The sequence below is a fragment of the Sporosarcina koreensis genome, from assembly GCF_042655825.1.
Taxonomy (GTDB): Bacteria; Bacillota; Bacilli; order Bacillales_A; family Planococcaceae; genus Sporosarcina; species Sporosarcina koreensis.
Map to the genome: position 1 here is coordinate 185,318 of NZ_JBHSNP010000011.1, position 16,355 is coordinate 201,672.

Sequence of the window (16,355 nt, forward strand, 5' to 3'; positions counted from 1 at the left end):
GCTTGGTAGATGGACAAAAACCGATTACGGAATCGATGTTTCTCATTAATAAACAACGTGATCAACGGAAAACCGGACCGGATACGATGGGCAAGGACGCATTCATGAAAATCCTCATAGCTCAGCTGCAAAACCAGGATCCGACAAACCCGATGAAAGATAACGAATTCATCGCACAGATGGCACAGTTTTCATCTTTGGAACAAACAATGAACTTGGCAAACGCATTTGAAAAGTTTGCAGAAGCGCAAAACCAATCCCAATTGATCCAATACAATCAATTCGTCGGAAAAAATGTCCGTTGGCATGAATTGACGACTCAAAAGGACGAAGCAGGTAAGCCAATTATCAATGAAGGAACAGGGATCATCCAATCCGCAAAATTTGTAAACGGATCCGTCGTCTTCACGATGGCAGACGGGAAGGAACTCACACCTGGAAATATTTCAGAAGTGCTAGCAGGTTCCGGCAATACAAATAGTTTAGTAGAAGCCAGTCTTTTGATTGGGAAAACAGTAGGCTATATGGATGGAGAAGAAGAAAAATCAGGCAAAGTCATCTCCGTTTCCAATAAAGAAGGGAAACTCCAATATATTTTAGACGACGGGACCAGGTTGGAAGGAAAATCATTCACTTCCATCAGCCAATAAAAAGGAGCGAGTGTATGGACAAGCTGAACATCCACCACGTTCCATCGCAGCCGCTCATACGCCATGGACAACCATTGAAAACGCCGCCCCAGCCAAAACAGTCATTTATCGAACAGCTAAACAAAGCAATCCAGCCGCAAGAATTGAAAATCAGCAAACACGCAAACGACAGGCTGAAAGAGCGGAACATTCATATCTCAGAAACAGAATGGGCGCACATCACAGACAAGGTGAATGAAGCAAAAGTGAAGGGAATCAAAGAATCGCTTGTACTAATGGATCAAGCAGCACTGATCGTCAGCGCAAAAAATTCAACCGTCATTACAGCGATGGATCGCAAGGAAGCAAAAGACCAATTATTCACAAATATCGACGGCACAATCGTGCTCAGCTAAAACCGGCAGGACCTCAGAAAGAGGATGCCGACACACTGCCGACCGACAGAGGCAGTCATACTTTTACTATCCGAGAGGGGAAAAAATAAATGTTACGATCAATGTACTCAGGAATCTCAGGCCTACGGAACTTCCAAACAAAATTGGACGTCATTGGAAATAACATCTCGAACGTTAATACCTATGGGTTTAAAAAGGGACGTACGATCTTTAAAGACTTGATTTCGCAAACTGTTGCAGGTGCTTCTGGTGCAACAGCAACTCGTGGAGGCGTAAACCCCAAGCAAGTAGGACTAGGGGCACAAATGTCTGCAATCGATACGATTCACGCTGGAGGTTCTACACAGTTCACGGGCAATACGCTGGACTTAGCTATATCGGGAGATGGATTCTTCCAACTTGGTGAATACAATACAGACGCGACTGCCAATAGTGAAATTTCAAACATCCAATATACAAGAGCAGGAAATTTTTATATGGATAATACCGGGTATTTAGTTAACTCCGAAGGAAAGTATTTAATTGGTGTAACTGATGTTACTGGATATAATCCAAGAGCTGCATATGACGAAACAGCATTTACTAATGTGAATCCGATTGATGAAAATGATACTTCTGCTGGTATTCCAACTAATTTAGATCCTGCAGATGCAACAGAATATTCTCGTATCGTGATTCCTACTACGGCTCAAAGCATGAGTATTGGCCAAGACGGAACCGTAACATTTGTTGACGAAAACGGGGTTTTGAAATTTGCGGGTAAACTTGCAATGGCTAAATTTCCAAATCCAAGTGGACTAAATAAAGTTGGAGGGAACTATTTCCAAGAGTCTGCAAACTCAGGTTCCCCAGTTAGGAGTTTTGCAACTGAAGGTGGAACAGGATCAGTGGAATCAGGTTTCCTAGAAATGTCCAACGTCGACCTTGCCGAAGAATTCACAGAAATGATCGTCGCACAACGTGGTTTCCAAGCAAACACACGTATTATCACAACATCAGATGAGATCCTTCAAGAACTAGTTAACTTGAAACGATAAGTTTAAGAATCTATCAATAGTATAGTATCACCAGGATTGTAGCGAAAGGCGGCGACTCCTGCGGGAACAGCACGAGCTGAAGACCCTGGACTGAGCGAAGCGAGGGAAGCGGCTGAAGCCGTGCCCGCGGAAAGCGTCCGCCTGCAGCGAAAATCCGGTATATTGGAATATGCGTTTATAAAAGCAAAGGAGGGTCGGGCCGGCCCTGTGCCCGGCCCCTTACATATGATCAAGGTCACACGCCTCAACGGCAAAGCGTTCATGTTGAACGCCCTATACATAGAAACAGTCGAATCATTTCCCGATACGACCATTACACTGACGACCGGCACCAAATACGTCGTCCTGGACCCGATCGACGAAGTCAATCGCCGCATCAAAGAATTTTATCAATCGGTCCAACTACTATCGAATCCGCATATCCGAGGTGAAGAAAATGAAAAATAAAGCATTGACAATCGTACTAATCATCGTAATTACCTTAACGCTTGTCGGGATCATCGGCCTGATCCTCACCTTGCAACTAAAAGGCGATTCTGCTAGTAAAGAGCCGACAATCGATGACATTCTTGAAGCATCCGTGGACGTACCAGAAATCATGACGAACTTATCCGGCCGTCAATTTATCCGGATTTCATTAAAAATCCAAACAACCGATAAAAAAGCCGCTGCTGAACTGGCGAAGCGGGACTTCCAAGTTCAAAACATCGTCATTCAAGAACTCTCAGAAATGACATCGAAAGACTTTGACGGTAAAACAGGGAAGCAAGCATTCGAGGATTCCATCAAATCACAATTGAATCCGCTCATGCAAGAAGGGGAAATCGAAAAAGTGTACATCGTTTCCTACATCATCCAATAACAAAAATGATGGACATATACTATGCCGGGAGGTGGCCTTATGCCGGGAGATATTTTATCCCAAAATGAAATTGATGCCTTATTATCGGCATTATCGACAGGTGAAATGTCGGCGGAAGAAATGAAGAAGGAAGAGGAGACCCGGAAGGTCAAAGTATATGATTTCAAACGTGCCCTCCGCTTCTCGAAAGACCAGATCCGCAGCTTGACGCGGATCCATGAAAACTTCGCAAGATTATTGACGACTTATTTTTCCGCGCAATTGCGGACGTATATCCAAATCAATGTCGCTTCGGTCGATCAAATTCCCTTTGAGGAGTTCATCCGATCCATCCCGAACATGACATTGCTCAATATTTTCGAAGTGCCGCCGCTTGAAGGGAATATCATCATGGAAGTCAATCCGAACGTTGCCTATTCAATGCTTGACCGATTGATGGGCGGCGTAGGGGAAGGCCCCGGAAAAGTGGACAATATGACTGAAATCGAAACGAAGATCTTAACAAACCTTTTCGAACGGTCATTCGATAACTTACGGGAAGCATGGTCGGGAATCATTGAAATGGATCCGTTTTTATCTGAAATGGAAGTGAATCCACAATTCCTTCAAATGATTTCCCCGAATGAAACGGTTGTTGTCATTTCATTCAATATCGTCATCGGAGAGTCCAGCGGCATGATCAACATATGTATTCCGCATGTTGTCCTCGAACCAATTGTCCCGAACTTATCAGTCCGGTATTGGATGCAGACAAATAAAAAAGAACCGACGCCTGAACAAAGTATCATTTTGGAAAAGAAACTGAAACAAGCAAGATTGCCGCTAACTACAGAATTAGGAAAAGGGGCTATGTCAGTTGAGGAATTCTTATATCTTCAAGTCGGGGATGTCATTTCCCTTGATCGGAAAATTGAAGACCCCTTGATTGTCAAAGTGGGAGACATACCAAAATTCACAGCGCAGCCTGGACATCTTCGAAACAGGATGGCTGTACAAATAATTGATATATTGAACGGAGGGGATGAAGATGATGAGTGATAATGTACTTTCTCAGGAAGAAATCGAAGCGTTGCTGCGCGGAGAACCGATCCGCGCGGAAGAAACAGCAACATCGTCCTCTGAACATCAGGAATTTGAAGACCAATTAAGTGAAATGGAGAAAGATGCCTTAGGAGAAGTCGGGAACATTTCCTTCGGCAGCTCCGCAACAGCACTCTCCTCATTGCTTGGACAAAAAGTGGAAATCACCACTCCCGCAATCTCTGTTGTGGATCGCAGCATGCTAGAAACGGAATTCATCCATCCATATGTTGCGGTCCAAGTGGAATATACGGAAGGTTTGAATGGCGCAAACCTATTAGTTATTAAACAAAGTGATGCTGCAATCATCGCTGATCTCATGCTGGGCGGAGACGGAGTAGCGCCGAATGAAGAACTCAATGAAATCCATCTTAGTGCTGTACAGGAAGCGATGAATCAAATGATGGGGTCGGCGGCAACGTCGATGTCTACCGTCTTCAATAAGAAAGTCGATATATCCCCGCCATCCATCGAATTGATGAATATGCAAAACGAGGAAGGCACCGGAAAAATTCCGAAGGATGAAATGATGATCAAAGTCTCCTTCGAGCTGAAAGTCGGAAATTTGATAGATTCTAATATTATGCAGCTTTTCCCGCTTCAATTTGGGAAAAACCTTGTTGCATCGCTTATGGGGATGGGGGCTGAAGAGGAGGCCGCTGTTACATTGGAAGCGCCGGCCAGGCCGGCTCCGCCAAGTGAACAACAACCTAAAAGGCAGGAGTTTCTGCAAGAGGATCTTTCCGGTTCTGATAATGGGCAAAGTGATTCCCAATCAATCGGATATCCAACCTATGAACAGCCTTATTACGAACAGCCAGTTCAACAACAGATGCCACAAAGGCAGCAACAGCCACCTGTACATGTACAACAAGCCCGTTTTGCAAGCTTTGAAGGGCCTTCATTGAACCAAGTTGAAACGAACAATTTGAATATGTTGCTGGATATTCCTTTGCAAGTGACTGTTGAACTTGGAAGAACAAAACGATCGGTTAAAGAAATCCTTGAAATGTCTAGTGGATCCATCATAGAATTGGATAAGTTGGCTGGGGAACCGGTTGATATTTTAGTGAATAATCGCCATATCGCCAAAGGGGAAGTCGTCGTGATCGATGAGAACTTCGGCGTGCGGATAACAGATATTTTGAGTCAGACAGAGCGTTTAAATAATTTAAGATAGTATCCGGGAGGTTAAGAGAATGGGTAAACGTATTTTAATAGTAGATGATGCGGCTTTCATGCGCATGATGATCAAGGATATTTTGACTAAGAATAATTTTGAAGTAGTCGGAGAGGCCGCCGATGGTGCGCAAGCCGTTGAAAAATATATGGAGTTGAAGCCCGATCTTGTCACGATGGATATTACAATGCCTGAAATGGATGGCATTGCAGCGTTGAAATCCATTAAAGAAAAGGACCCTTCAGCGACGATCATCATGTGCTCCGCAATGGGTCAGCAAGCGATGGTCATCGATGCAATTCAAGCAGGAGCAAAGGACTTCATTGTCAAGCCGTTCCAAGCTGACCGCGTTGTAGAAGCGATCCAAAAAGCAATAGGTTAAACGATGAGTTTATCATTTGGTTTGAAATGTTTATTACGATTCCTTCTAGTACTATTCATCGCATTGTTGCCAATCGGGATTGTGCACGCCGAAGTCGATCCGAACAAGTCGGTATCTGATTGCTTAGGCAAAGACAATGATTGCGGACAAGATTCAAAGATTGTAAATGAAAAAAAACAGCCAGCTGCCGACCGCACGCAAGACGGGGCAGCTGTCGGCTTGTCATGGTGGGATTATACGAAGACATTTTTAGCGCTAATTTTCGTAGTCGGTCTTCTTTTCGCTCTTTTGAAATTCATTAATCGGAAGAACCGAATGTTTGATCAGCATCGATTGATGAAAAATGTCGGGGGAATTTCTTTAGGTCAGCAGAAATCGATTCAATTGGTTGTCATCGGCGATTCTTATTACCTAATTGGCGTAGGTGACGAAGTTAGGCTTTTGAAAGAGATCACCGAGCCCGAAGAGATTGAGGCATTGGAAAGTTATTTGGTTGAGGATGAAATTCAATCACCACAGGGCCTCGTAAATAAGTTGGTCACGATGCTTCCGATTGGAAAAGGGGACGCAACGGAAGAAAACGAACAATCCGCTGATTTTAAGAAAATGTTCACTTCCAGGCTTGATGAGTTGAGAGCGGAGCGGAAAAAGCATTTGAACCGACTGGCAGAAAAGGAGAGCAGAAAAGATGAATGATTTCGTCCAGTTTTTCTCGGACAGCAACCCGACTAACGTATCGACATCCATCAAAATGCTTCTCCTTCTTACTGTCTTATCGCTCGCGCCGGCAATCCTCATCCTTATGACGTCGTTTGCGCGAATTGTCATTGTGTTATCTTTTGTAAGAACGGCTTTGGCAACGCAGCAAATGCCGCCAAACCAAGTCATTGTCGGGCTCGCATTGTTTTTAACGTTCTTTGTCATGGCGCCTACTTTCCAGCAGGTGAATGAAACAGCTCTGTCGCCATTATTTGCAGAAGAAATCACATTAGATGAAGCATATGAACGGGCCAGTTTGCCGTTCAAGGAGTTCATGAGCAAACATACACGTCAGAAGGATTTGGAGTTATTTTTGCGATACAATCAAGCGGAACGCCCCGAAACATTGGAAGACATTCCTCTGACGATGTTAGTTCCAGCTTTTGCACTAAGTGAAATAAAGACCGCATTCCAAATGGGCTTCATGATTTTCATTCCGTTTCTCGTCATCGACATGATTGTTGCAAGTGTACTCATGTCCATGGGGATGATGATGTTGCCACCGGTCATGATTTCATTGCCATTTAAAATTTTGTTATTTGTCCTTGTCGATGGATGGTATCTCATCGTCAAGTCATTATTGCAAAGCTTTTAGATTTAACAGCAATCACCTGTCATATCCCTTTCGGAAAATCGGCAATTTTACAGTTTAGGAGTGGTTAGTAATGACAGGCGAATTAGTCATAGCGATAGCTGAACGTGCGGTTTGGGTCATTTTATTAACTTGTGGTCCGCTGTTGATTGTCGCATTGGTGTCCGGTTTGGTCGTCAGCATATTCCAGGCAACGACCCAGATTCAGGAACAGACGTTGGCATTTGTGCCGAAAATCATCGCTGTCCTTGTTGCACTTGTATTTTTCGGACCTTGGATGTTGGCGAGGGTTACTGCGTTCGCTACAGATATTTTCGATAATCTAGTTCGGTATATCGGGTGATCGAATGGAAGAGCTGATTCCTTCTTTAGCCGTTTTCTTGCTCATTCTGACACGGGTTACAGCATTTATCGTAACCGTCCCGTTGTTTTCCTACCGGGCAATACCGACAACGCAAAGAATCATCTTTGCTGCACTATTGTCTTGGATGATGGTATATACGATCGAAGCACCCGAACTTGAAATTGATGGCACATACATACTCCTTGTCCTCAAGGAGGCTACTACTGGCCTGTTTATTGGTATCATCGCCTATATTGTCATGTCGGCAATCCAAATTGCCGGGGGCTTTATAGACTTCCAAATGGGCTTTGCCATTGCAAACGTCATTGATCCGCAAACAGGCGCCCAATCGCCGTTGCTTGGCCAATTTTTCAATTCATTGGCGATTTTACTTTTGTTGACGTTGAATGGACATCATATGTTGCTCGATGGCATTTTTTACAGTTACCGCTTCATACCGATTGACATGCTTTGGCCGGCGTTCGGCGATGAACGGCTAATCGAATTCGTTATAAGAACTTTTACCATGACGTTCGCCATCGCTTTCCAAATGGCTGTTCCGATTGTCGCTACCCTATTCCTCGTCGATTTGGCATTGGGGATTACAGCGAGAACAGTTCCGCAACTGAATATATTCGTTGTCGGATTTCCTATTAAAATCGGTGTCAGTTTCCTCGTTCTTGTAACGATGTTCACGGTCATGATTGCGATGATGCGTAAATTATTCGAAGTGATGATGTCTGCGATGCGGGATTTGATGATCATCTTAGGAGGTGGCTGACGAATGATCCGTTTGGACTTACAGTTCTTTGCAGGCGAAAAGACGGAAAAAGCCACACCAAAGAAACGACTCGATTCCCGAAAGAAAGGGCAGGTATTAAAGAGCCAGGATGTAACGACTGCGATTGTCCTTCTCTTTGTATTCCTGTTCCTTTTTTTTGCTGCAGGCTTCATGAGGGACCGATTTTTTGTTTTCTTTACGCATACTTTTACAGAATCCATCTCCATCGGGACAACGTTGGATATCGATCAAACGATGATCCTTTATACAGATATGATTATCCAAATGGCGTACATACTTTTGCCGGTTATGGCAGTTGCGGTCATCGCCGGCATCGCGGGAAACTTGATGCAATTCGGCTTACTTTTTACAGCAGAGCCTTTGAAATTTGATTTGAAAAAAATCGATCCGATCAAAGGATTGAAACGGATATTCTCCATACGGGCGCTCGTCGAATTATTAAAGTCTTTGTTGAAAATATCTTTTATCGGTTCGGTGACGACATTTCTTCTCATGATGAACATCGAAAAAGTGTTAGGTCTTGCATTCAAGACGCCGCATGACACGTTGGTGACAGTCGGGCAACTGGTCGCACTGATGGGCATTGTAGCATCGTTCGTCCTATTATTTATTTCAGTTTTGGATTATTTTTATCAAAAATTCGACTATGAGAAAAACTTGAGAATGTCGAAACAAGATATTAAAGACGAATATAAAAATACTGAAGGGGATCCGATCATCAAGTCGCGCATTAAACAACGCCAAAGGGAAATGGCGATGCGTAGGATGATGCAGGAAGTGCCTCAGGCGGATGTGGTCATCACGAATCCGACGCACTTTGCAATCGCCCTGAAATATGACGATGAAAAAATGGATGCACCCGTAGTTATAGCAAAGGGTGCTGACTTCATCGCCCAAAAGATCAAGCTGATTGCGAAAGAACATAATATTGTCATGGTGGAAAATCGTCCGCTGGCAAGGGCGCTCTATGATGATGTGGAAATCGGCGATCGCATTCCAGATGAGTTTTTCAAGACGGTCGCTGAAATTTTAGCATATGTGTATCGCATACAACGGAAAATCTGAGTACATTTTTAGAAAGTAGGGATGGCATGCAATTTAAAGATATAGGAGTGTTAGCAGCGGTCATTATGATTGTTGCCATGCTCGTCATCCCATTACCGCCTTGGCTTCTGAGCTTTCTGATCATCATTAATATCACACTTGCATTAATGGTCCTCTTGACTTCAATGAATATGCAGGAAGCATTGCAATTTTCAATTTTTCCTTCGCTCCTTTTATTGCTGACGCTTTTCCGGCTTGGATTGAACGTTTCAACAACCCGTGCAATTCTTTCACAAGGGGACGCAGGCGGCGTTGTCGATACATTCGGGACATTTGTAACCGGCGGAAATATTGTCGTCGGACTTGTCGTCTTTGTAATATTGATCATTATCCAATTCATCGTCATCACGAAAGGGTCGGAGCGGGTTTCCGAAGTGGCTGCCCGTTTTACGCTCGATGCGATGCCGGGTAAGCAGATGAGTATCGATGCCGACTTGAACGCTGGCATGATTTCCGAATCTGAGGCAAGGGTCCGCCGTGAAAAGGTGAGCAATGAAGCCGACTTCTATGGCGCGATGGACGGGGCGACGAAATTTGTAAAAGGGGATGCCATTGCTGGAATCATCATCGTCATCATCAATCTTCTAGTTGGTATGATTATCGGTGTTGCGCAAATGGGTTTGCCATTTGCCGAGGCTGCGACCAAATTCTCCACATTAACTGTCGGTGATGGAATCGTTTCTCAAATACCGGCTTTGCTCATCTCAACTGCGACAGGAATCGTCGTAACAAGAGCTGCTTCCGAAGGGAATCTCGGGTCGGATATTACTAAACAGCTATTGGGTCAGCCAAAACTGCTCTATGTTGCAGCGGCAACGGTCTTCTTATTGGGGCTCTTTACTCCAATTAATGACATTCTAACAATTCCAATCGCGGCACTTCTCGTCTTGGGAGCATTCATCATGTCAAGACAACCGGAGGAAGATCCGGATGAATTGCTTGAGATGGAAGAAGAGGTTGAGACGGAAGGGTTGAAAAGCCCTGAAAATGTTGTCAACTTGTTAAATGTCGATCCGATCGAGTTCGAGTTCGGCTATGGTCTTATTCCGTTAGTCGACGCCCAGCAAGGCGGGGATTTACTGGACAGGGTCGTCATGATCAGAAGGCAGCTTGCGCTTGAATTGGGTCTCGTTATTCCAGTCGTCCGCATCCGCGACAATATACAATTGCAACCGAATGAATATCGGATCAAAATTAAGGGAAATGAGCTGGCAAGGGGCGAACTCCTACTAGACCATTATCTCGCGATGAGTCCAGGCGGTGACGATTCAATCGTCGGAATCGACACGATCGAACCTTCATTCGGCCTTCCTGCGAAATGGATTACGGAAGATGTCAAAGAGGATGCTGAGATTATGGGCTACACCGTCGTCGATCCTCCAAGCGTCGTATCGACCCATCTAACAGAAGTGATCCGAGCGAATGCAGCAGATCTGATTGGACGCCAAGAAACGAAACAGCTCGTTGATCATGTACGTGAGACCTATCCGATCTTGGTCGATGAACTGACGCCGACCCCTCTTTCCATAGGGGAAATCCAAAAAGTGTTGGCGAAATTATTGAATGAAAGTGTCTCGATCCGGAACTTACCGATTATTTTTGAAACGCTTGCCGATTATTCGAAGTATACGTCAGATATCGATTTGCTGACGGAATATGTTCGACAATCGCTGGCAAGACAAATTACGGCACAGTATTCATCAGGGGTCGATGCACTAAAAGTGTTAACTGTGTCAGGAAAAGTCGAAAAGTTGATTGCAGATCATATTCAGCAAACCGAGCAAGGCAATTATTTGTCAATCGACCCTTCACACTCCCAGGAAATATTGGAGTCGATTGCTAGGGAAGTTGAAAGGGTGGCGTTGATGGACCAGTCGCCTGTCATACTTTGCTCGCCTGCTATCCGGATGTATTTACGGCAAATTACGGAGCGTTACTTCCCACAAATTCCTGTTTTATCCTACAATGAGCTCGAAGCTTTAATTGAAGTCCAGAGTGTCGGGGTGGTAGATATCTGATGAAAATGAAAAAGTATACAGCTGATACGATGGTGGAGGCGATGAAGAAAGTGAGAGCCGATTTCGGAGACGATGCTGTCATCCTCAGCTCAAATGTCATCACATCCAAAGGATTCCTCGGTTTCTTTCGTAAAAAGTCTGTTGAAGTCGTAGCAGGTTTCGATGAACCGTTACTTTCGCAAGCGGAACCGTCCTTCGTTCCGAAACAGGCTCATGGGTTTGCGGAGTCTAAGCAAGACAACGAAATAAGAAAAGAAATGAATGAGATGAAACAGTTGCTCCAGGAAATGAAGCAGTCCGCATCATTTACCAATTTCCCTGACGAGCTGAAGCCATTGCTCACTTTTTTGGAAGGCCAGGAATTATCCGAAGAACTGATCCTTCAAATCGGTAATGAAATCTTTTCACAAATGAAAGAGGAAAAGAAGGATTTTTCAGGAGCGGAGCAAGTGGAAATTGCGAAGACTTTCTTAATGAAAGAATTCTCGGAATTGCCATTTGGAGGAATTTCAAATTCCAAAAAATATATTAATGTCCTCGGCCCGACTGGAGTCGGAAAGACGACGACAATCGCTAAAATCGCCGCAAGGGCTCTATTGGAAGATAAAAAGAAAATCGGCTTTATAACAACCGACACGTACCGGATTGCCGCAATCGAACAGTTGCGCACATATGCGAATCTATTGCAGGCACCTGTTGAAATCGCCTATAACAGCAAGGACTTCGAAGAAGCCATTTTGAAAATGAAAGATCGCGACTTGATTTTCATCGATACAGCTGGCCGAAATTATAAAGAAATGAAATTCGTGGATGATTTGAAGCGTTTAATCGACTTTTCATTGGATATGGAATCATTCCTCGTCTTATCGGTCACGTCAAAAGAAGAGGATATGAAGACGATCATCGATAGGTTCACTTCTTTTCCAATTGAAAAATTTATCTTTACGAAAGTCGATGAAACGGGATCGATCGGTCCAATGTTCAACTTGATGAAACAATACGGCATCGGTACCGCCTATTACACGGATGGCCAGGAAGTGCCTGAAGATATAACCGACGCGGATCTTGAAAAAATGCTCAAACTGTTATTGGCGGGTGCTGAACATGCGTGATCAAGCGGAAGCACTTCGGATGAAAATGCTGAAAGCTCAAGGTGGTTTGGCCAAATCCATTGCGATTGTAAGTGGGAAAGGGGGAGTTGGCAAATCGAATTTCTCGACGAACTTCGCCCACTCCTTACGCTTGAAAGGAAAGAAAGTCATCGTCGTAGATATGGATATCGGAATGGGCAACATCCATATTCTACTTGGCGTAGCTCCCCAATATAGTTTGAAAGATTACTTGAGCGGCCAAAAAGGATTGGAATCTGTCATTAATACTGATGAGGATGGCCTTACATTCATTTCAGGCGGATCGGGTCTGGACACCGTACTTGATTGGTCTGAGGAAATGTTCGATAGATTGCTGACTGCTTTCGAGCAATTGCAAAAGGAGTACGATTTCATCCTTTTTGATATGGGGGCAGGTGCCACGCAGCGCTCGATTGAACTCATCATTGCTGTGGATGAAGTGATCGTCATCTCGACGACAGAGCCAACATCAATAACGGATGCTTATTCAATGATGAAATTCATCTGTCTTAAGGATCCTGATAAGAAATTCAACATCGTCAGTAATCGGGTGTCAAGACTTGATGACGGAAATGACGCAGTGACACGATTGCAATATGCAATGCGTAAATTCCTTGATAAAGAGACGTCCATATTAGGATTTTTACCGGAAGACGCTGCTGTCCATAAGGCGGTTGTCGCCCAAAAACCGTTTATATTACTCTATCCAAACGCTCTCATCTCAAAGCGGATGGCTGCAATTGCAGGCGAATTTGTCAAAGCGGATCAGATGGAGGGAAAACAAGAAACCGGCTTCCTTCAAAAGTTGAAGGGGATTTTCTTGAAAGGGCGTGAATGAATTGGGATTCGGCACTGTAAAAAAAGTGCTTGTTGTTGATGATTCCGCATTTATGAGGAAACTGATATCGGAGATGCTTTCAAAACATCCTTTACTAGAAGTGATTGGGATTGCACGCAACGGACAAGATGCTCTTGCAAAAGTCATTGAACTGCGACCAGATGTCATCACAATGGATATTGAGATGCCGCTTATGAATGGACTTGAAGCATTGAAACAAATTATGGAGCAACAGCCGACCCCAGTCGTTATGCTCTCTAGCACTACCGAAATCGGGGCTGAAAACACGATGATTGCCATGGACTATGGCGCTGTGGATTTTGTCGCCAAGCCGGGAGGAGCCATTTCACTTAATCTGCATCAAGTGGAACAGGAGATTGTCGGGAAAGTTGTAGCCGCATCAAAAGTAAGAATTTCAAATCTCATTAAACAACCAATAACATTAGTGGAGCCTGGAACCGCATTGCAGGAAACGGCGACAAAGCCATTATTCGCATTTGCGAATAAAATAGATTCATTGCAAGAGAAAAAGATTTCCAAAGCACGAGAAACTTTTGTTATAATAGGTACATCGACAGGGGGTCCTCGGGCACTGCAAGAAGTGCTCACACGACTGCCTTCTGATATAAATGCCCCAATTTTAGTCGTCCAACATATGCCGGCAGGATTTACGAAATCATTGGCTCAACGATTGGACGGCTTAAGCGATATTCGGGTGAAGGAAGCCGAGGATGGAGAAACTCTTCTAAAAGGCGTAGCCTATATAGCTCCTGGCGGCAAACATTTGAAGTTCGAAAAATGCCCAGCAGGTTTTCGCGTGCGGCTCGACGAGACGGAACCGCCTCGGATGGGCCATCGCCCGTCAGTAGATGTACTGTTGGAGTCGGCTGCGGAAAAGCGGGATCTTCAATATGTAACGGCCATCATGACAGGGATGGGGCATGATGGCAGGGAAGGCATGCAACAACTGAAAGTCTCGTGTAAAACGATTACAATTGCTGAGTCTGAAAAGACATCAATCGTCTATGGCATGCCGAAAGCGATCACTGAAGCCGGCCTCGCCGACCAGGTCGTTGATGTACAATGCATTGCGGCCGCAATTAAGGAAATCTTACATTCTTGAGGGGGCGTCATGATGGATACGAATCAATACCTTGAAATGTTTCTTGAAGAAAGTAAGGAACATCTTCAAGCGTGCAATGAACATTTGTTGGAACTGGAAAAAAATCCGGAAGATCTGGCTATCGTCAACGAAGTTTTCCGTTCTGCACATACGTTGAAAGGGATGTCCGCAACGATGGGATACGAAGACATCGCCGATTTGACGCATAAAATGGAAAACGTACTGGATGCGATCCGGAATTCAAAAATAAGCGTTACGACAGAAATCCTTGATATCGTCTTTAAAGCTATCGATTATTTAGAAGAAATGGTAATGGATATCGAAGCGGGCGGCACAGGTAAAAAGGATGTACAAGAACTTGTTTCAGCATTGAATCGGATAGAGACTGGGCAACCAGCCATTGATTCACCTGAAATGGAAACGGCCGCTTCTATAATGGCAATTGAGCAAAAGACACAAAACACATTGGCGCTCAGCTATGATGATTATGAAATGACGGTTATCGGTCAATCGCAGGAACAAGGGTTCCATGCATTTGAAATTTCCGTCACACTTAGAGACGATTGTCTGCTTAAAGCGGCAAGGGTTTTCATGGTTTTCGAGATTCTTGAGAAATCAGGTGAAATCGTCAAAACAAAACCATCCGTTGAACTGTTGGAAAATGAAGATTTCGATGAAGTGTTTACCATCGTACTGATCACTAAAGAAGAAGCAAGCTCGCTTGAAGCAAAAGTGATGAAGGTTTCTGAGGTGGAACGGGTTGATATCCATCACGTTTCAGATGTGTCTCAGCCGAAAGGACAGCAGCCAATAGAGATTGAGGCAGATTCAGTTGAGAAAACACCGACAGAAACCAAGAAGGATGAACCCCTTCAAAAAGGGCGACGTGCAGTGAATGCACATAATGCAAACAAAACAATTCGTGTCAATATCGACCGATTGGACATACTCATGAATCTTTTCGAAGAATTGGTCATTGACAGGGGACGTTTGCAATCGATAGCAAGTGAATTACATAATCCCGACCTGAATGAAACAGTCGAACGGATGACTCGGGTTTCAGGAGATCTTCAAAACATCATCTTGAATATGCGCATGATTCCAGTGGAGACTGTATTCAACCGCTTCCCTAAAATGGTGCGCCAGCTTGCACGTGATCTCGATAAGAAGATAAATCTGGAAATCATTGGAGCCGAAACTGAATTGGACAGGACGGTTATCGATGAAATCGGGGATCCGCTCGTACACTTGATACGGAATGCATTGGATCACGGCATTGAAAGTCCGTCAGAAAGACTTGCGAAAGGGAAGCCTGAAGAAGGCACTGTCACGTTGAGGGCATACCATTCAGGCAATCACGTATTCATTGAGCTGGAAGACGACGGGGCGGGCATCAATAAGGACCGTGTATTACAGAAGGCACTTGAAAGAGGCGTCGTCACAGAAGAGATTGCGGCCACGTTAACGGATCGGCAAATTGCGGAGCTCATTTTGGCATCTGGATTTTCCACCGCCGAAAAGATTACAGATGTATCCGGACGCGGGGTTGGCCTGGATGTCGTGAAAAGTACAATCGAATCGCTTGGCGGATATATTACTATCGACTCCAAGGAAGGGCAGGGATCCCTTTTCCAAGTTCAGTTGCCGCTGACATTATCCATTATCTCGGTAATGCTCGTCAATTTGGATAAGGATATCTATGCAATCCCGCTTTCTTCGATCATCGAAACAGCAATCATTCAAACTTCCGATATTTTGAATGCGCATAACCAACAAGTGATTGATTTCCGAGGAAGCATCGTTCCGCTTGTGAACTTAAAAGGAATTTTCGAGATGGAGGATGCACAGGAGAGGGAGGAATTCCAATCTGTTGTCATCGTCCGTAAAGGTGATAAGATGGCTGGCCTTGTAGTGGATTCCTTCATCGGGCAACAAGAGATCGTTTTGAAATCACTTGGTAATTATCTACAAAGCGTATTTGCCATTTCAGGCGCTACAATTTTAGGGAACGGCCAAGTTGCGCTTATCGTGGATTGCAATGCATTGATCAAATAGGCGGG

18 protein-coding genes are annotated in these 16,355 nt (G+C 44.3%); all 18 read left to right on the top strand.

Annotated features, from left to right (window positions below):
* Positions 1-2: 2 nt before the first annotated feature.
* The 18 genes from flgD (at position 3) to ACFPTP_RS07590 (ending at position 16,350) form a co-directional block, all read left to right on the top strand.
* Positions 3-650 carry a flagellar hook assembly protein FlgD gene (gene flgD, locus ACFPTP_RS07505; RefSeq protein ID WP_381443348.1) on the top strand — a complete coding sequence of 216 codons (648 nt, stop codon included), beginning with the start codon at positions 3-5 and terminating at the stop codon, positions 648-650.
* A 14-nt stretch (positions 651-664) separates the two neighbouring features.
* Complete coding sequence (locus tag ACFPTP_RS07510) at positions 665-1,045, top strand: TIGR02530 family flagellar biosynthesis protein (RefSeq protein ID WP_381443350.1); 381 nt, start codon at positions 665-667, stop codon at positions 1,043-1,045.
* A gap of 89 nt (positions 1,046-1,134) precedes the next feature.
* Positions 1,135-2,082, top strand: coding sequence for a flagellar basal body rod protein FlgG (flgG, locus tag ACFPTP_RS07515; protein WP_381443351.1), 948 nt, complete (start codon positions 1,135-1,137; stop codon positions 2,080-2,082).
* A 225-nt stretch (positions 2,083-2,307) separates the two neighbouring features.
* A complete protein-coding gene (locus tag ACFPTP_RS07520) occupies positions 2,308-2,529 on the top strand; it encodes a flagellar FlbD family protein (RefSeq protein WP_381443353.1) in 222 nt (73 codons plus the stop codon).
* Positions 2,519-2,944 (top strand): flagellar basal body-associated protein FliL, encoded by a 426-nt coding sequence (gene fliL / locus ACFPTP_RS07525; RefSeq protein WP_381443355.1) that lies wholly within the window; start codon positions 2,519-2,521, stop codon positions 2,942-2,944. The genes ACFPTP_RS07520 and fliL overlap by 11 nt, the downstream gene beginning before the upstream one ends.
* Before the next feature lie 39 nt (positions 2,945-2,983).
* Positions 2,984-3,982 carry a flagellar motor switch protein FliM gene (gene fliM, locus ACFPTP_RS07530; RefSeq protein WP_381443356.1) on the top strand — a complete coding sequence of 333 codons (999 nt, stop codon included), beginning with the start codon at positions 2,984-2,986 and terminating at the stop codon, positions 3,980-3,982.
* Positions 3,975-5,204 carry a flagellar motor switch phosphatase FliY gene (gene fliY / locus ACFPTP_RS07535; protein WP_381444207.1) on the top strand — a complete coding sequence of 410 codons (1,230 nt, stop codon included), beginning with the start codon at positions 3,975-3,977 and terminating at the stop codon, positions 5,202-5,204. The genes fliM and fliY overlap by 8 nt, the downstream gene beginning before the upstream one ends.
* Before the next feature lie 19 nt (positions 5,205-5,223).
* The gene (locus ACFPTP_RS07540) at positions 5,224-5,586 is read left to right on the top strand and encodes a response regulator (protein ID WP_060209136.1); all 363 of its coding nucleotides are present in this window, start codon (positions 5,224-5,226) and stop codon (positions 5,584-5,586) included.
* Positions 5,587-5,589: 3 nt separating this feature from the next.
* Positions 5,590-6,282 carry a flagellar biosynthetic protein FliO gene (locus ACFPTP_RS07545; protein ID WP_381443357.1) on the top strand — a complete coding sequence of 231 codons (693 nt, stop codon included), beginning with the start codon at positions 5,590-5,592 and terminating at the stop codon, positions 6,280-6,282.
* Positions 6,275-6,940, top strand: coding sequence for a flagellar type III secretion system pore protein FliP (gene fliP, locus ACFPTP_RS07550; protein WP_381443359.1), 666 nt, complete (start codon positions 6,275-6,277; stop codon positions 6,938-6,940). Before ACFPTP_RS07545 ends, fliP begins: the two co-directional genes overlap by 8 nt.
* A 70-nt stretch (positions 6,941-7,010) precedes the next feature.
* Positions 7,011-7,280: a flagellar biosynthesis protein FliQ gene (fliQ, locus tag ACFPTP_RS07555; RefSeq protein WP_381443361.1), complete on the top strand. Its 270-nt coding sequence runs from the start codon at positions 7,011-7,013 to the stop codon at positions 7,278-7,280.
* A gap of 4 nt (positions 7,281-7,284) precedes the next feature.
* Entirely contained in the window at positions 7,285-8,061 is a 777-nt protein-coding gene (gene fliR, locus ACFPTP_RS07560; RefSeq protein WP_381443362.1) for a flagellar biosynthetic protein FliR, read from the top strand.
* Positions 8,062-8,064: 3 nt separating this feature from the next.
* On the top strand, positions 8,065-9,147 hold the full coding sequence (flhB, locus tag ACFPTP_RS07565) for a flagellar biosynthesis protein FlhB (protein ID WP_381443364.1): 1,083 nt from the start codon (positions 8,065-8,067) through the stop codon (positions 9,145-9,147).
* A 26-nt stretch (positions 9,148-9,173) separates the two neighbouring features.
* Positions 9,174-11,204, top strand: a complete 2,031-nt coding sequence (gene flhA, locus ACFPTP_RS07570) for a flagellar biosynthesis protein FlhA (RefSeq protein WP_381443366.1) — start codon at positions 9,174-9,176, stop codon at positions 11,202-11,204.
* Positions 11,204-12,316, top strand: coding sequence for a flagellar biosynthesis protein FlhF (flhF, locus tag ACFPTP_RS07575; RefSeq protein ID WP_381443367.1), 1,113 nt, complete (start codon positions 11,204-11,206; stop codon positions 12,314-12,316). Before flhA ends, flhF begins: the two co-directional genes overlap by 1 nt.
* A complete protein-coding gene (locus tag ACFPTP_RS07580) occupies positions 12,309-13,172 on the top strand; it encodes a MinD/ParA family protein (RefSeq protein WP_381443369.1) in 864 nt (287 codons plus the stop codon). The genes flhF and ACFPTP_RS07580 overlap by 8 nt, the downstream gene beginning before the upstream one ends.
* A 1-nt stretch (position 13,173) precedes the next feature.
* On the top strand, positions 13,174-14,295 hold the full coding sequence (locus ACFPTP_RS07585; protein ID WP_381443371.1) for a protein-glutamate methylesterase/protein-glutamine glutaminase: 1,122 nt from the start codon (positions 13,174-13,176) through the stop codon (positions 14,293-14,295).
* Between the two features lie 12 nt (positions 14,296-14,307).
* Positions 14,308-16,350, top strand: a complete 2,043-nt coding sequence (locus tag ACFPTP_RS07590) for a chemotaxis protein CheW (RefSeq protein WP_381443372.1) — start codon at positions 14,308-14,310, stop codon at positions 16,348-16,350.
* Positions 16,351-16,355: the final 5 nt, after the last annotated feature.

Excerpts from the sequence above, each read along its gene's own strand:
- ACFPTP_RS07520 (WP_381443353.1), top strand. The coding sequence starts at position 2,308 with ATGATCAAGGTCACACGCCTCAACGGCAAAGCGTTCATGTTGAACGCC.
- fliM (WP_381443356.1), top strand. The coding sequence starts at position 2,984 with ATGCCGGGAGATATTTTATCCCAAAATGAAATTGATGCCTTATTATCG.
- fliR (WP_381443362.1), top strand. The coding sequence starts at position 7,285 with ATGGAAGAGCTGATTCCTTCTTTAGCCGTTTTCTTGCTCATTCTGACA.
- flgG (WP_381443351.1), top strand. The coding sequence starts at position 1,135 with ATGTTACGATCAATGTACTCAGGAATCTCAGGCCTACGGAACTTCCAA.
- fliP (WP_381443359.1), top strand. The coding sequence starts at position 6,275 with ATGAATGATTTCGTCCAGTTTTTCTCGGACAGCAACCCGACTAACGTA.
- fliY (WP_381444207.1), top strand. The coding sequence starts at position 3,975 with ATGAGTGATAATGTACTTTCTCAGGAAGAAATCGAAGCGTTGCTGCGC.
- ACFPTP_RS07590 (WP_381443372.1), top strand. The coding sequence starts at position 14,308 with ATGGATACGAATCAATACCTTGAAATGTTTCTTGAAGAAAGTAAGGAA.
- fliL (WP_381443355.1), top strand. The coding sequence starts at position 2,519 with ATGAAAAATAAAGCATTGACAATCGTACTAATCATCGTAATTACCTTA.
- ACFPTP_RS07545 (WP_381443357.1), top strand. The coding sequence starts at position 5,590 with ATGAGTTTATCATTTGGTTTGAAATGTTTATTACGATTCCTTCTAGTA.
- ACFPTP_RS07580 (WP_381443369.1), top strand. The coding sequence starts at position 12,309 with ATGCGTGATCAAGCGGAAGCACTTCGGATGAAAATGCTGAAAGCTCAA.
- flhF (WP_381443367.1), top strand. The coding sequence starts at position 11,204 with ATGAAAATGAAAAAGTATACAGCTGATACGATGGTGGAGGCGATGAAG.
- ACFPTP_RS07540 (WP_060209136.1), top strand. The coding sequence starts at position 5,224 with ATGGGTAAACGTATTTTAATAGTAGATGATGCGGCTTTCATGCGCATG.
- ACFPTP_RS07510 (WP_381443350.1), top strand. The coding sequence starts at position 665 with ATGGACAAGCTGAACATCCACCACGTTCCATCGCAGCCGCTCATACGC.
- fliQ (WP_381443361.1), top strand. The coding sequence starts at position 7,011 with ATGACAGGCGAATTAGTCATAGCGATAGCTGAACGTGCGGTTTGGGTC.
- flhA (WP_381443366.1), top strand. The coding sequence starts at position 9,174 with ATGCAATTTAAAGATATAGGAGTGTTAGCAGCGGTCATTATGATTGTT.
- flhB (WP_381443364.1), top strand. The coding sequence starts at position 8,065 with ATGATCCGTTTGGACTTACAGTTCTTTGCAGGCGAAAAGACGGAAAAA.